General features: G+C 68.4%; 15 protein-coding genes. 6 read left to right on the top strand and 9 right to left on the bottom strand.

Annotation, left to right across the window (positions count from 1 at the left end; all coding sequences use genetic code 11):
• Positions 1-89: 89 nt before the first annotated feature.
• From QE397_RS13365 to QE397_RS13355, 3 genes are all read right to left on the bottom strand, one after another.
• Positions 90-758 (bottom strand): VOC family protein, encoded by a 669-nt coding sequence (locus QE397_RS13365; RefSeq protein WP_307095264.1) that lies wholly within the window; start codon positions 756-758, stop codon positions 90-92.
• Between the two features lie 100 nt (positions 759-858).
• Complete coding sequence (locus QE397_RS13360) at positions 859-1542, bottom strand: aldo/keto reductase family oxidoreductase (protein ID WP_307095262.1); 684 nt, start codon at positions 1540-1542, stop codon at positions 859-861.
• Positions 1543-1838: 296 nt separating this feature from the next.
• Positions 1839-3068, bottom strand: coding sequence for a DUF3500 domain-containing protein (locus tag QE397_RS13355; RefSeq protein ID WP_373425233.1), 1230 nt, complete (start codon positions 3066-3068; stop codon positions 1839-1841).
• A 176-nt stretch (positions 3069-3244) separates the two neighbouring features.
• Here QE397_RS13355 and QE397_RS13350 point away from each other — a divergent pair, with 176 nt between their 5' ends.
• Entirely contained in the window at positions 3245-4174 is a 930-nt protein-coding gene (locus QE397_RS13350; protein ID WP_056447128.1) for a glycoside hydrolase family 43 protein, read from the top strand.
• 24 nt (positions 4175-4198) lie between these two features.
• A complete protein-coding gene (locus tag QE397_RS13345) occupies positions 4199-4615 on the top strand; it encodes a hypothetical protein (protein WP_027504051.1) in 417 nt (138 codons plus the stop codon).
• A gap of 22 nt (positions 4616-4637) precedes the next feature.
• On the opposite strand, the gene QE397_RS13340 is transcribed toward QE397_RS13345, so the two are convergent.
• Positions 4638-4976 (bottom strand): hypothetical protein, encoded by a 339-nt coding sequence (locus tag QE397_RS13340; protein WP_027504050.1) that lies wholly within the window; start codon positions 4974-4976, stop codon positions 4638-4640.
• A gap of 46 nt (positions 4977-5022) precedes the next feature.
• Positions 5023-6297, bottom strand: coding sequence for a serine/threonine-protein kinase (locus tag QE397_RS13335; protein ID WP_307095260.1), 1275 nt, complete (start codon positions 6295-6297; stop codon positions 5023-5025).
• A gap of 158 nt (positions 6298-6455) precedes the next feature.
• On the opposite strand from QE397_RS13335, the gene QE397_RS13330 reads away from it, so the two are divergent.
• A complete protein-coding gene (locus QE397_RS13330) occupies positions 6456-7670 on the top strand; it encodes an EAL domain-containing protein (protein WP_307095258.1) in 1215 nt (404 codons plus the stop codon).
• Between the two features lie 12 nt (positions 7671-7682).
• Here the strand turns inward: QE397_RS13330 and QE397_RS13325 are convergent, their stop codons facing one another.
• From QE397_RS13325 to QE397_RS13315, 3 genes are read right to left on the bottom strand one after another with little or no spacing between them, the layout of a single operon-like run.
• Entirely contained in the window at positions 7683-9275 is a 1593-nt protein-coding gene (locus tag QE397_RS13325; protein ID WP_027504048.1) for an ABC-F family ATP-binding cassette domain-containing protein, read from the bottom strand.
• Between the two features lie 30 nt (positions 9276-9305).
• Positions 9306-10304, bottom strand: a complete 999-nt coding sequence (locus QE397_RS13320) for an NADP-dependent oxidoreductase (protein ID WP_027504047.1) — start codon at positions 10302-10304, stop codon at positions 9306-9308.
• A 34-nt stretch (positions 10305-10338) separates the two neighbouring features.
• Complete coding sequence (locus QE397_RS13315) at positions 10339-11052, bottom strand: SDR family oxidoreductase (protein ID WP_307095256.1); 714 nt, start codon at positions 11050-11052, stop codon at positions 10339-10341.
• Between the two features lie 152 nt (positions 11053-11204).
• Here QE397_RS13315 and QE397_RS13310 point away from each other — a divergent pair, with 152 nt between their 5' ends.
• Complete coding sequence (locus tag QE397_RS13310; RefSeq protein WP_155956902.1) at positions 11205-11438, top strand: hypothetical protein; 234 nt, start codon at positions 11205-11207, stop codon at positions 11436-11438.
• A gap of 10 nt (positions 11439-11448) precedes the next feature.
• Here the strand turns inward: QE397_RS13310 and QE397_RS13305 are convergent, their stop codons facing one another.
• Entirely contained in the window at positions 11449-12345 is an 897-nt protein-coding gene (locus tag QE397_RS13305; protein ID WP_307095252.1) for an alpha/beta hydrolase fold domain-containing protein, read from the bottom strand.
• Positions 12346-12403: 58 nt separating this feature from the next.
• Between QE397_RS13305 and QE397_RS13300 the strand changes: the two genes are divergently transcribed.
• Positions 12404-13252, top strand: coding sequence for an SDR family oxidoreductase (locus QE397_RS13300; RefSeq protein WP_307095250.1), 849 nt, complete (start codon positions 12404-12406; stop codon positions 13250-13252).
• 48 nt (positions 13253-13300) lie between these two features.
• Complete coding sequence (locus QE397_RS13295; RefSeq protein ID WP_307095248.1) at positions 13301-13885, top strand: TetR/AcrR family transcriptional regulator; 585 nt, start codon at positions 13301-13303, stop codon at positions 13883-13885.
• Positions 13886-13919: the final 34 nt, after the last annotated feature.

Below are 13919 nucleotides of genomic sequence, written 5' to 3'. Positions count from 1 at the left end.
GAATCCGGTGCACTGAACCGCGTACAGCGCGGACTGCTGCACCGGATCCCACCGCCCGATCGAGCGCTGGGGCCACCGCGCCGGACTCGTCATCGGTCGGACCACACCATCGTCGTGATGCAGAACGGATGTCCGGCCGGATCGAGGAGAACAGCCCACCGAGAATCGACCTGTGACTTGGACTGTCGCGCGCCACAGGATTCTGCGTACCGGACTGCACCGGCCAGGTCGTTGCCCGCGTCGATGTCCAGATGCACCACGGCGGTTCCGGGCCACTCGGGAGGTGTGTACTCCTCGACCTTCTGCGCCACCAGGACGAGCCCCTCATCGGTGCGCATCCCGGACGCCTGGTCGTCACCCCAGAGTCGACGACCACCGAGGAGGGCCAGATAGAACCGAACGAGTTCCTCCGGATCGGCACAATCCAGAGAGATGCCTGCGGTGCGTAACGGCCCCCTCGTCGTCGGGGCGACGTCGCGCTCGCGCTCCACGACGTACCGCCGTTCAATGCCCGCCGTCCGTCTGCCCCACTCACTCGACGAGACTCGCTCCTGATGTCGTGCGAAGGCGGCGTCGTCGGTGAAGTACTCGTCCACCTGCCACACGAGGGGGTCGTCGCTCTGCTGGACGTCGAAGGACACGCACCCGGGTTCGGCCCGGGTCAGCTCGACATGGCGGGGCAGACACTCCGACACGACGGCCGACTCGGCATCGTCCCGACAGATCAGCTGACCGCTGAGGTGGACGTGCGGGCGCATGCGCTGCTCCTCGTCGATGTGCTGCTGAGGGGTGTTCGACGACGATTCTCTCCTGCGGGTGCGGGAATCCCGGTGTTCGGGAGTGCATGGTTCACCGGCATCACGGCAACGTGTGCCCTGCAGCGCGGAAGAGGCGGTACCACTGCTCCCGGCTCAGAACCACGTCCGAACCGGCGGCAGCTTCCCGCACGCGGCCGGGGTTGGTGGTTCCGAGCACCACTTGAATGTTCGCCGGGTGCCGGGTGATCCACGCGGTGGCGATCGCGGTGGGCGTGGTTCCGAACTGGGAGGCGAGCTCGCGGAGCGCGTCGTCCAGTTCGGGGTAGTTCTCGCGATCACCGAGGAACACGCCGTCCGACGTCCCCTTCTGGAACGGTGACCACGCCTGCAGAGTGACGCCGTTCAGTCGCGCGTGATCGAGCAGACCGTTGTCGCGGTCGACCGACTGCTCGAGCCCGGCGATGTTCGCCGCGAGACCGGCCGCCACGAGCGGTGCATGCGTGATGCTCAGCTGGACCTGGTTCACGATCAGAGGCTGTCGCACCTCGGTCTTCAGCACCTCGATCTGTCCGGGAGTGTGGTTCGAGACTCCGAAATGCCGCACCTTGCCCGCCGTGTGCAGCGTGTCGAAGGCCGCCGCGACTTCGGCCGGCTCCACGAGGGTGTCCGGCCGGTGCAGCAACAGGACGTCGAGGTGATCGGTACGCAAGGCGGCGAGAGACTCGTCGACGGTGGTCAGGATGTGGTCGGACGAGAAGTCGTAGAACCCTTCTCGGATGCCCACCTTGCTCTGGACGATGACGTTGTCTCGATCCGATCCGATGCGAACGACACGGCGTCGCCGAACCTGCGCTCGCAGGCGTGACGATCGCTGCCGTAGATGTCCGCGTGGTCGAAGACCGACACTCCCGCATCACGCGCGGAGCCGACGAGTGTTCGAATCTCCTCGTCGCTCAGCGTCTCGATGCGCATGAGGCCGAGCACGACGCTGGACGCGCGGAGATCGGTGCCGGGTAGCTCGTAGGTCTTCATCTGCACCTGACTACCCGCCGCGAACCGCCCGGCGCAACCGTGGAATCGTCAGAAGCCCCCACCCGGCATCGCGCCGCCGCCCATTCCGGTCGACTCCTGTTGCGTGACACTGTTCGCGTAGTCGTTGCTCGGGTCGCGGTAGATGGTGTGGACGTGGCCCCACCCCGAGGTGGTGACGCCCGCGACGTCCGCCCCGGCCGAGCCCTGCTGTGCTGCGAACTCGACGTAGACGTCCGGTCCGCTGATCTGGAAGTGGATTCCGTCGCCCTGGCTCATGTCGTAGGTGGTCGCGCCGGACCAGTTCACGTAGGTCGTGTCGAGCGTCGCCTCGATGGTCGCGAGCGCGTCGGCGGTGGTCTCCTCGTCGGCCATGCCGGCCCAGTTCGCGATGACCTGCAGGAGCAGTTGCTTCTGCTCGTCGGTGAGGTCGGCGCCGGAAAGTCCGCTGCCGGTGGGGAAGTCGCAGGTGCTGCCGGGCGCGCACACCATGGCCGCGACGTCCGATCCCTGGTAGAGGGTGGTCTTCTGCTCGTCGGTGAGGCTGTCGTAGAAGGCGAAGGCGTCGGTGTAGATGCCGTCGAACGGCTGCACGTCGGTGCCGTCGGCAGTGGTGTACTCGGCGGGTTGGACGCCGAGGTGGGTGGGGGCGAACGTGACGGCGTCGGCGGCGCCGTCGAGGGTGGCGTTGATGCCGAGGTGGTGTCCGCCGAACTGGATCTCCCAGGCGCTGGTGGCGGACGGGTCGCCGAAGAAGGCGATGTAGTACTGGCCGAGTGAGTCCTCGGTGGAGGTGCTGTTCTCGTGCAGGTACTCGTCGCCGCCCATGATGCCGGTGACGGTCGAGTAGGCGTCGTCGCCGAGCAGCGACTCGAGCACGGTCATGGCGGCGGCGCGCTGCTCGTCGGTGAGGTCGGCGAGGTTCAGGCCGGCGCGGTCGATGAAGGTGACGGGGAAGTTGGACCAGGACGTCGTCTTGGTCTCGTCGTCGTAGGCATAGGTGACCTGCTCGCGCTGCGCGTCGGTGAGCGTCGCCAGGAAAGCCTCGGCGGCCGTGGCGCTGTCGCTGATCGTGGCCGCGGTGGTGGTCGCGCCGTCGGTGACGGAGGCGGTGGACACGGCGGCCTCCTGGCTCGTGGTGGCGGAGGCCGGTGTCGCCGCGTTCTCGGTGGCGGCGCTGCAGCCGCCGAGCAGCAGACTGCCGGCCACGAGAACAGAGGCGAGGGCCGTGCGGCCGCCTCGCGGGAAACCGGCGGGTGTGGGAGTTCTGTAGACCATCATGGGTCGGACGTTACGAATGCTTCCTGCACCCGCGGTGCGAGGACGCTGGACGTTTCCTGTGAACGACCTGCGTAACGATCCAGCACCGATGTGAATCCTGGTGCGGATGAGACAGATGGGACTGGGAGACTGCATCGGTGACGACCCTCCGACGCAGGCGACTGTCCGGCCTACCGATGGTGCTTCTCGCCGTGGCGAGCCTGCTCGTCGCCGCCCCGGCGAGCAGTGCTGCCGCTCCAGCGGAATGGACCTACACGATGGTCGCGTTCAGCAATGCCAGCGACCGTGACCTCGACGTGTATCGGTCGTCGGACGGGACCACGTTCACGCCGGAGCGTACGTCCGCGTTCCGACCGCCGTCGGGACTGATGCGGGACCCCAGCATCTTTCGCCACATCGACGGGTCGTACCGCCTCACCTACACGACGGCCGACGGTGCGAACATCGGCTTCGCTCGCAGCCCGGACCGGGTGAACTGGACGTTCACCGGTACCCAGCCGGTGCCGTTCTGTTGCGCGTTCATGCCCGGCACCGGAGACGGCAAGGGCCCACGCATCCCGTTCTTCTCCGAGTCGGCAGGCTTCGCCGACGGCCCGTCGCTGTCGCCGTTCGTCACCAAGGCCTGGGCTCCGGAATGGTTCGTCGACGGCGACAGGGTGCACGTCGTCCTGTCGTTGTCGACCGGTGGCGGCTTCGTGCCGTACCTGATGACGGCACTCGACGACTCTCTGAGTTCGTGGAGCATTCCGGTGCCACTCGACGGGATCGGAGCCGACCACATCGACACGACGATCGTGAAGGTCGGATCCACGTACCACGCGTTCACCAAGAACGAGACGAAGAAGTTCGTCGAGCATGCCGTCGCGCCGACCGTGCTCGGGCCCTACCGCTTCGTCGCCCCCGGCGCGTGGGGTTCCATGGTCGAGGGTCCGGCTCTGGTCCAGCTGCCGAACGACGTGTGGCGCATCTACCTCGATGCCTACATCGACGGGAAGTACCTGTACTCCGACAGCACGGACGGTCTCGCCACATGGTCCCCGGTGCAGGAGCTGCCCGGGGTGTCCGGAACCGCGCGGCACTTCGGTGTGATGCGAGAACCCGCGTGATCCGCACCGGACGTCGCTGACGACGTGGGACGAGTGGTCGCCGCGGGACTCACCGGTGTCCTGCTCGGTCTGCTGCCCGGGCTGCTGTGGATCGTGTCCGCCTTCGTCGGTCTGCCGCCCGACGCGTCCGTGGCGTTCCCCGTGGACGGGTTGCTCATCCTCTACGTGGGGAGCGTCGCGGCGGCATACGTTCTCGCGCTGCTCGCCGTGTTCCTGACGCTGAGGCTGACCTCCGATCCTCTGGTCCGGCGCACGACGACGGCGGTGGCAGTGGCGCTTCCCCTCGGCGCGGTGGTCGCGACGGCGGCCGCACTGGGAGCAGGCCTGCTGTTCTCCTTCGACGCGTCCGTGACCATGTGGTCCGCCCTGACGATCGTCGTCGTGCTCGTCCTCGCGAGCACCTTCGCCGGCGCACGACGCTGGGCGCACACCGACCGGTGAACGCCGCGCGGACCCAGCGTCGTCAGGGCTTGCCGCGTGCCGGGGTCTGGTACGCGACGCCGTGCCGGAGCGGCGTGTGGTCGGTGGGGGAGTGCTCCGGACCGACGTTCGACTGCCGCGGGGTGTCCGACACCTCGGGAGCGGCGGACGGGTCCCCTCCGGAGGGTTCGGCTCCGGCGCGCAGTTCGCCGAGACGAGCAGTGAGAATCTGAAGCACCTGAGGGCGGTTCGCCGCATCGCGCTCGTGAGCGATCAGCCGCTCCATCTGATCCTGATCGAGCGATCGGCAACGGTGCTGAATGGTCCCCACCGTGAGCTGGTCGTAGTCGGGTAGTGGTGTGGTCGCGTCGTCTGCAGTCATGGGTGCGGCCTACCCGAGCTGTCACGCCACAAACGAGGGTGATCAGTCAGCGATTGCCATTACCGTTCCCGGAGTTACCGTTGCCGTTCCCGGGATTGCCGTTGCCCGAGTTGCCGTTCCCGGAATTGCCGTTGCCAGAGTTGCCGTTCCCGGAGTTGCCGTTGCCGGGTGCTGCGGGTTGCGGAACGACGGGTGCGGGAGCGACCGTCGTCGTCTCGACGACTGGTGGCGCGACCTCCGGGACCGTCTCGGGAACCGGGACAGGGGTGGCCGTCGGCTCCGACGTCGTCTCGACCACCACGGACGTGCTCGGCAGCGGCGGCTCCGTCGTCGGTTCACCGTCCGACCCCGCTCCGCGGATCGCGAGCACCGTGACGAGCGCCGCGCAGATTCCCAGCGCGGCGAGTAGCCACGGCACGGCGGATCGACGGCCCGACACGACGGCGGCCGGCGTCGCCATCGGGGTCGCGAGGACCGCGGTGTCGGTGTCCTCGGTGAGGGTGTGCAGCCGGTGAGCCACGTCGGCGGCGGTCGGGCGCGCCGTCGGCGTCCGGGAGGTCATGTCGGTCAGCAGCGACACCCACGTAGGCCCGAGTTCGACGGGGATCACCGGGTCGCGATGCAGACGGGCTATCGCGGCGGCGATCGCGCTGCCCTCGAACACCATTCGTCCCGTGAGGCACTCGGTCAGGACAAGGCCCAGCGAGTAGACGTCGGAGGCCGGCCCCGTCGCCTCGCCGGTCGCCTGCTCCGGGCTGAGGTAGTGCGCCGTCCCGACGGCGGTGCCGTGCTCGGTCATCGGGTCGGAGTCGACGATGCGCGCGATACCGAAGTCGGTGAGCTTCGCTCGCAGTCCCGCGTCGTCGTCGCGGGTGATCAGGATGTTGGCAGGCTTGACGTCGCGGTGGACGATGCCCGACGCGTGGATGTGTGCCAGTGCCTGCGCCACCTGGTGGCCTATCTGCCGGATCACCTCGGGCGGCAGGGTGCCGCCCGCGCGGAACGTGGACAGCGTGGTGCCGTCCACGAACTCCATCACCAGGTAGGGCCCGTCGTAGCCGACGACGTCGGACTCGGAGCCGGCGTCGTGGAGCGTGACCAGGCCGGGGTGGGTCAGCGACGCGAGGGTGCGCATCTCGCTGTCGATGCGTCGACGGTCGTGCGGCGTGTGGTCGTCGCTGCGGAACAACTTCACCGCCACGGCCCGGCCCAGCGTCCGATCGGTCGCCCGGAACACGTCCGAGACGCCACCGCGGCCCAGGACAGGTCCGAGGAGGTAGCGACCGGCGACGATGCGGGGTGCGGCCACCTGCTCAGCCATTCATCGCACCTGTCGACCGGTTCACCATGGGCATTGATCCTAGGGCGGGTCGGCCATTGGTCACGCAGAGCCGCGATGTCCGACTCGAACGGAACTCGAGGCACACTGTGTGGCCGGGTGGGGACGTCGGAGCAGTTGTGGATCGGAAAGGGCATGTGGTGGACGCACCCCCTCTTCTTCCCGGACCGATCGACACCGTCTATCAGCCCATCGTCGATCTGAGGAATCGCTCGATCGTCGGCTACGAGGCTTTGACCAGGCCGGCGTCCGGCGGCTCACCCGAGGACTTGTTCGCCGAGGCCGAGCGCCGGGGTGTGACCGCCGAGTTCGATTGGCTCTGCCGCGTGTCCGCAGTGCGTGGCGCAGCGGAAGCGGGACTCCCGAGTGAACTGGCGTTGTTCGTGAACTCCGAACCCGCCGCCCTGGACGCCCCACCGCCGGATTTTGCACGCGGTGCGCTCGTGGACGCCGCCGACCAGTCCATCGTCGTGGAGATCACCGAGCGTGACCTGATGGCGGATCCGGCCGGAATACTGCGTGCGGTCGCGCACGCCCGAGACCTGGGGTGGCGTATCGCCGTCGACGACGTGGGGGCGGACTCGTCGAGCCTCGCGCTGCTGGCGTTGCTGCGACCGGACGTCGTCAAGCTGGAGATGCGCCTGGTCCAGCAACCTTCCACGCCGGAGACGATCGCGCTCCTCGCCGCGGTGGCCGCGGAGACCGCGCGAACGGGCTCCGTCGTCGTCGCCGAGGGAATCGAGAATGCTGCGCACGAGGCCCGCGCCCTCGAGCTCGGTGCCTCGTGGGGGCAGGGCTGGTACTTCGGCGCACCCGGCCCGCTACCGCGTTTCGACGCCGTGCCGCGTCGACCGCATCCAGGGCTGGCCGGCCCCGCTGTGACGGTGCGTGCCCCGGTGGCCGTGACACCCTTCGGGCTCACTCACGGCCGCGGGTCCGCGGTGCGGACCACCCCGGCCGCGCTGGCCGACCTGGAGGCGGATCTGCTCCGTCGTGCCCTGGAGTGTGGGCCGACATCGTTGGTGCTCGTCACGGTCCCGGAGCCGGAGACGATGATCGGGACTCGGCGGCAGCTGCTCGATCAGCTGTCCGAGCGAAGTGCTCTGACCGTGCTGTTCACCGCGGGAGACGCGCGATCGCTGGCCGGCCACCATCGAATCGTCGTGATCGGACAGAGCGAGCCGCTGGCGAGAGAACACTCGATCGTGGTGGTGGACCCGGAATTCGCCGCGGCGCTGACCGCGGTGCCGTGCACCGCGGACGGGGAGCCGTGTGTGGAGTATCGACTCACCCGCGACCGTGATCAGGTGCTCGACGCGGCCACGCTGCTTCTGCACCGGGTGCCGCCGCGCTGAGCGAACCCCTGGCTACATCTGCACGCCGGCGATCTTCTGCACTCCGCCCCGGCCGTCGAAGGCGAGTTGGCGGAAGGCCACCTTCTCGATGAAGAAGCGGTCGTGGCTCACCACCACGACGGCCCCGGGGAACGCCGTCAGCGCTCGCTCGAGGACGTGCGCGCTCGGGAGGTCGAGATGGTTCGTCGGCTCGTCCAGCACGATGACGCCGGCTCCGAACAGGAGACACTGGGCCAACGCGACGCGTGCCTGTTGACCTCCGGACAGCGTTCCGATGCGCTGCTTCTGTTCGGCCTCGGAGAACTGCAGCAGAGCGAGGAAGCGTGCCACGTCCTTCCGGGTCGCGGTCAGTGCCAGACTGTCCGGCATCGCGTTGACCGCGTGCGTGACGGTGTCGTCCGGATCGAGGTTCGCGAGCACCGTGTTGTAGTGAATGAACGCGGGCGCCTTGACCTTCCACTTCACCGTTCCGGAGTCGGCGGGTGCGAGCCCGGTCAGCACGTCGAGGAGCGTGGACTTCCCGCAGCCGTTGGGGCCGGTGATCGCGATGCGGTCGCCCCGATGGATCTCGAAGGAGAGATCCGCGAACAGTGGATCGCCGCCGTGCCCCTTCGTGACGCCGTCGACGACGCAGAGGTCGTCGTGCACGTGCAGTCCGCTGTAGATCGACGTGATGATCTGATCGACCGGTCGAGGGGTCTTGCTCTTCTTGATCGACGCCAGTCGCCGCTTCAGCACGCCGCTCGGATTCTTCGCGGCTTCCTTCCGGTCGGTGATCGCGTCCTGCTCGTAGGCCAGGAGTTGCTGCTCGGTGCTGAACTCCTTCTCGAGGTTCTTCAGTCGGAACTGCTTCTGCTGCACGTACTCCGAGTAGCTCCCGTCGTATGTGTGCAACCGGTTGTTCTCGATCTCGACGATGGTGGTCACCACCTGCTCGAGAAAATGGCGATCGTGGGAGACGAGGAGCAGTGCGCCGCGGAAGTCACGGAGCCACCGCTCGAGCCACGTGATCCCGGCGACGTCGAGGAAGTTGGTCGGCTCGTCCAGAAGGAGGACGTCGGGCGATTCCAGGACGATGCGGGCCAGCGCGGCTCGGTTGCGCCATCCACCGGACAGCTTGTCCACCGGCAGTTCTCGACGCTCGGCGTCGAAACCCAGCATCGACAGGGCGGTGTCGATCTGCTGGTGGTACGTCCATCCACCGCCGACCTCCATCTGCTCGAGCAGCTCGGCCTGGCGGTCGACGAGGCGGTACATCTCCTTCTCGTCGATGTCGCCTCCGAGCGCCGTCTCGACCTCGGCCAGTTCGGTCTCCACCGCCCTGATGTCCCCGAAGAGCGACTCGAGTTCGGCGGTGATGCTGCGATCGCCGTCGAGCTCGGAGAACTGGGAGAAGTAGCCGATCCGAGCACCCTCGGTGACGTCCACCGTGCCGGAGTCCGGCGCGACGCGACCCAGGAGCAGCTGCAGGAGCGTGGTCTTGCCCGACCCGTTACGGCCGGTGAGGCCCACCCTGTCTCCGTCGGAGAGACGGAAGAACACCTCGCGGAGAACGACTTTCTGCTCGTACCCGGCGGTGACGTCGTTCATGCGAATCCAGCTCATCGCGACGACGCTACCGGGAGCCGCCGCCGGTCAGGTGACGGGAAGGGTGGCCACGATCTTTCCGCGGTTGCCGCCGGCGGACATCGTCGACAGCGCCTCGGGGATCTCGTCGAAGGTGATGGTGCGGCCGACGACGGGACGGAGCGCCCCGTTCTCGATCAGGGCGGCGATCTCCCGTAGCTGACCGCCGTCCGCGTGCATGAACAGGAATTCGTACGACACATCGGCTTTCGCCGCCTGTCGACGAATCTTCCGGCTGATCACCGCGATGGCCGTGCGGACGACGATGTTCAGGCCTGCGTCGGAGGCGAAGGCGGGGTCCGGCGGGCCGGTGATCCCGATGGCCTTGCCACCTCGCTTCAGCACGCGGAGCGAGGTCTCGAGTGTCTCACCGCCGACGCTGTCGAGCACGAGGTCGACGCCGGACAGGGTGTCGAGATCGTCGGTGTGGTAGTCGATCACGACGTCGGCGCCCAGTGCCCGCAGGAAGTCGGCGTTGCGGGCACTGGCCGTGGTCACCACGGTCGCTCCCAGATGTTTCGCGAGCTGGACGGCGATGGTGCCCACACCACCGGCCCCCGCATGGATCAGCACCGTCTGACCTGCCTGCAGGCCGCCTCGCTCGACCAACGCCTGCCACGCGGTGAGCGCGACGAGGGGCAGCGACCCGGCCTCGGCCATGCTGATGCCGGCCGGTTTCGGTGCCACGTCGGACTCGGGAACGGCGATGCGCTCGGCGAAGGTGCCGATGTGATCGGTCGGTGGCCGCGACCAGACCTCGTCCCCCGGTGCGAAGGACCGCACCGCCGAGCCGACTGCGAGAACGGTGCCGGCGACGTCGTGACCGAGTGTGCGGGGAAGGGTGTACGGAAGTATCTGCGTGAACTCGCCGAGACGGATCTTCTCGTCGAGCACGTTGAGACCGGCCGCCTCCACTCTGATCAGGACGTCGTGATCACCGACGATCGGCTCCGGAACATCCCGTTCGACGAGAGGGTGCTTGTAGCGGGTGAGAACGAGTGCGCGCATCGTGAGCCTCCTGAGTTCTCTTCGGCCGGTCGAATCAGACTGTGGTGGGGCGGGATCCGGGGTACAGGGCGTCGAGTGGTCCGGCCAGTGCGGCCTTGGTGCCGACGGTCAGCTCGTCGGCGAGCACCTCCGTCTCACCTGCCTCGACTCCGTCCAGAACGGCCGCGACGAGCTGCTCGGTCGTCAACTTCGGCCCGTCGGCGCCCGCCGCCATCGCGGTGTCGACGTACCCCATGTGCACACCGGTGACGAGCACGCCTCGGGGCGCCAGTTCGAGACGCAGGGAATTGGTGGCCGCCCAGAGGGCCGCCTTGGACGCGCTGTACGCGCCACCGAAGTGGTACCAGCTGGCGACCGAGTGCACGTCGATCAGCACGCCCGCGCCGTGAGCTGTCAGTGCCGGCGCGAAAGCTCGCGCCACGAGCAGGGGACCGAAGAAGTTCACCTCCATGGTGGCGCGGATGTCGGCGACCTCGACGTCGAGCAGGCTGGCGCCGGGCGGAAGTGCGCCCGCGTTGTTGATCAGCACCGTGACGTCCGCGGCCTGTGCGGCGGCGGCCTCGACGGACGCGGGGTCGGTCACGTCCAGGGTGACGGGAACGATGCGGTCGTCGTCCCAGTCGCGCGGCGTCCGGGCGCTGGCGTACACCTTGGCGGCGCCGCGGGCGAGGGCATCGTGGACGAACTGCGTACCGATGCCACCGTTGGCTCCGGTGACGAGGACGACGGATCCGGCGAGAGTGGTCATGACGAGCTCGATTCTGTGAGGTTATATGACTGTACTCAGAACCGAGCATGGTCATGTTTTGTTCCGCGCTGCGGCACCGTCGTCGTTCCCGCGTGACGAGACTCGCACCCCCTCGGGGGTAGTCCGCGCCCGGTGCGGGGTACACCACGCTGGTGACGAGACGAGTGACGTTCAAGCGATCCGTCGCGCAGGCGATGGCCTTGTTCGCGGTGCTGGGCCTGTTCTGGGCGCTCGTCGGTGCACGCCTCGACCAGGATCATCCGTTGCGCACCATGGTCGTGGTCGGCTGCAGTGTGATCGGCGCCGGGTGGTTGTTGCTCGCCGTGGTCGTCGTCGTTCGTCTCCGGCGTCTCCGCGCGCGTCGTGATGCGGTGAGCGACACCTGACGCAGCGACGTCAGGGCGCGGTCGTGAGATCGCGTATCAGGGCGTCGACGATGCTGCGTAGCGCGCTCGCCCCCTCGGGTGTGGGAAGCAGGGGGTAGACGTGGATCGCCCCGGGACACTCGGTGCTGCGGATGTCGACGCCCGCTGCGCGCGCCTCGTCCACGAACGCCCGGACGTCGGGCAGGAACAGATCTCGATCCCCGATCAGGACGTGAACGGGCGGTAGTCCGCGCGTGGGCCCGCGCAGTGGACTGACCACGGGATCGTCGAGGTCTCGACCGTTCGACCACGTCCGCGCCACATGTCGCAGGCCGACGCTCGACAACCACGGGTCGCGCGCCTCGACATCGGGGATCGCCGGGTTCGTCAGCGCGAGATCGAGCCACGGGGAGATCAGGCAGAGATGAGACCCCGGTCTGCCGGCTGCCGCGAGCCGTTGTGCGAGCCCGAGGGCGAGGGTGCCGCCGGCGGAATCGCCCATGATCGCGGTGTGGTCGATCCCGTGCTCGGCGACCATCCGTTCGTGGACCGACGTCAGGAGGGGGTAGGCGTCGTCCACGGTGTGATCCGGAGCCAGACCGTAGTGCGGTACCGCGACAGCGAGCCCCGCCTCGGTGAGCTGATCGACGAGCGACCAGTGCTGAGCGGCGATCTCGCTGACGAACGCTCCGCCGTGGAGATGCAGGACGCCGCCGACGCAGGGTCGGTCGCGCGGACGCACCACGTCGACGGGCCGTCCCGCGACCTCGAACCGCTCGATGTCGTGCCGTCCCGCCATGCGCGCCGGCGGAGTCGGAGAGTCCTTCGGCCGCCGCATCCGGCGGTCGGCACGAGCCTCGGACGCCATCGTCCGCTTCGCCGTCGCCCGCATGTACAGCGCCACCGCGCGCATCTGCCACGTCGCCATGAAAAAGTCTCCTGGTCGGTGATCGTCCGGCGGCCATCGTGTCACGAGAGGAAAGCCCGTGAACGTCATCCGAACTCCCGTCGCGGTCACCGGATCGACCGGCGCACTCGGCGGCGCCGTCGCCGCGTCGCTCGCCGCCGCGGGCGCGTCGCAGCGTCTGCTGGTGCGGAACGCCGGTCGCGCGCCGTCACACCCGGGTGCCGACGTCGCGCAGTGTTCCTACTCGGACGCGACCGCCGCGGTGCAGGCACTCGCCGGGATCGAGGTCCTGTTCATGGTCTCGGCCTCCGAGAGCGCCGATCGTGTCGACCAGCAGAGGACGTTCGTCGACTCGGCCGTCGCCGCCGGCGTGCGCCACATCGTCTACACGTCGTTCGTCGGCACCGCGCCGGACGCCGTCTTCACCCTGGCCCGAGATCACCACGCCACGGAGAGTCACATCCGGTCCACGGGTATCGGGTTCACGTTCCTCCGGGACAACTTCTACCTCGACGTCATGGAGCACTTCGTGGGGGAGGACGGTGTTCTGCGCGGACCGGCGGGGGAGGGGCGTGCCGCGCTCGTCGCCCGCGTCGACGTAGCGCGCACCGCTGCGGCGGTGCTGAGCGACCCGGCCCGTCACCTCGGCCGGACCTACGATCTGACCGGGCCCGAGGCGCTGTCGATGACGGAGGTGGCCGCCACACTGTCCGATGTCCGGGGAGTCGACGTGCGGTTCCACGACGAGACGGTGGCGGAGGCCTACGAGTCGAGGGCACGGTGGGCGGCACCCGCCTGGCAGAACGACGCGTGGGTGTCGACCTACACGGCCATCGCCTCGGGAGTTCTCGCCGACGTCTCGGGTGACGTGGAGGAGATCACCGGACGCCGACCGCTCTCGTTCCGGGAGTTTCTCACCGTCGGCTGAGCACGAGCACGGTCGGTATAGTGCACTGCATAGAACGAGAGGAATCCCATGCCCAGGCAGAGCACCGCCCGTACCGACATGTTGCGCAGCGCGGCGCTGCTGTTCCGGGAGAAGGGTGTCGAGGCCACCTCGGTGGCCGACGTCATCGAGCATGCCCATGCGCCGCGCGGGTCGATCTACCACCACTTTCCCGGAGGGCGCCCGCAGCTCGTCGAGGAAGCGACACGGGGCGCGGGTGACTTCATGGGATCGATGATCTCGGCGGGTCTCGCGTCGCGGGGACCCGAGCACACCATGGCCTCCATCGTCGGGTCGTTCCGTGACCAACTCGTCGCGACGGATCACGTCGCGGGGTGTCCCGTCGGTGCGGCGGCCGTCGAGGGGCCCAACACCCCGGGTGCCCGTGACGCGGCAGGTGCGGCCTTCACGTCGTGGGAGAAGATCATCGCGGACTCTCTGTGCGAGCGCGGTGTCGCTCGTGACGACGCGGAACGCGGTGCGACCCTTGCCCTGTCGGCCATCGAGGGCGCCCTCCTCATGTGCAAGGCGCAACGGAGCACGCGGCCGCTCGACGTCGTCGAGGAGTGGCTCGTCGGCATGATGGCCGACCTGCTGAGCACCGCCTCTCGGTGAACTGCGCCGCACGGCGCGGAGCCTTGTTAGTGTC

It is taken from the genome of Rhodococcus sp. SORGH_AS_0301 (assembly GCF_030818285.1).
GTDB lineage: Bacteria > Actinomycetota > Actinomycetes > Mycobacteriales > Mycobacteriaceae > Rhodococcoides.
Note: the sequence above shows the minus strand (reverse complement) of the source record. Positions and strands in the feature narration are given on the sequence as shown.

What these genes read in the sequence shown, in the direction of transcription:
- QE397_RS13305 (WP_307095252.1), bottom strand. Translation starts at nt 12,345, where the DNA reads ATGGCGACGTGGCAGATGCGCGCGGTGGCGCTGTACATGCGGGCGACG.
- QE397_RS13350 (WP_056447128.1), top strand. Translation starts at nt 3,245, where the DNA reads ATGGTGCTTCTCGCCGTGGCGAGCCTGCTCGTCGCCGCCCCGGCGAGC.
- QE397_RS13325 (WP_027504048.1), bottom strand. Translation starts at nt 9,275, where the DNA reads ATGAGCTGGATTCGCATGAACGACGTCACCGCCGGGTACGAGCAGAAA.
- QE397_RS13335 (WP_307095260.1), bottom strand. Translation starts at nt 6,297, where the DNA reads ATGGCTGAGCAGGTGGCCGCACCCCGCATCGTCGCCGGTCGCTACCTC.
- QE397_RS13320 (WP_027504047.1), bottom strand. Translation starts at nt 10,304, where the DNA reads ATGCGCGCACTCGTTCTCACCCGCTACAAGCACCCTCTCGTCGAACGG.
- QE397_RS13340 (WP_027504050.1), bottom strand. Translation starts at nt 4,976, where the DNA reads ATGACTGCAGACGACGCGACCACACCACTACCCGACTACGACCAGCTC.
- QE397_RS13365 (WP_307095264.1), bottom strand. Translation starts at nt 758, where the DNA reads ATGCGCCCGCACGTCCACCTCAGCGGTCAGCTGATCTGTCGGGACGAT.
- QE397_RS13355 (WP_373425233.1), bottom strand. Translation starts at nt 3,068, where the DNA reads ATGATGGTCTACAGAACTCCCACACCCGCCGGTTTCCCGCGAGGCGGC.
- QE397_RS13315 (WP_307095256.1), bottom strand. Translation starts at nt 11,052, where the DNA reads ATGACCACTCTCGCCGGATCCGTCGTCCTCGTCACCGGAGCCAACGGT.
- QE397_RS13295 (WP_307095248.1), top strand. Translation starts at nt 13,301, where the DNA reads ATGCCCAGGCAGAGCACCGCCCGTACCGACATGTTGCGCAGCGCGGCG.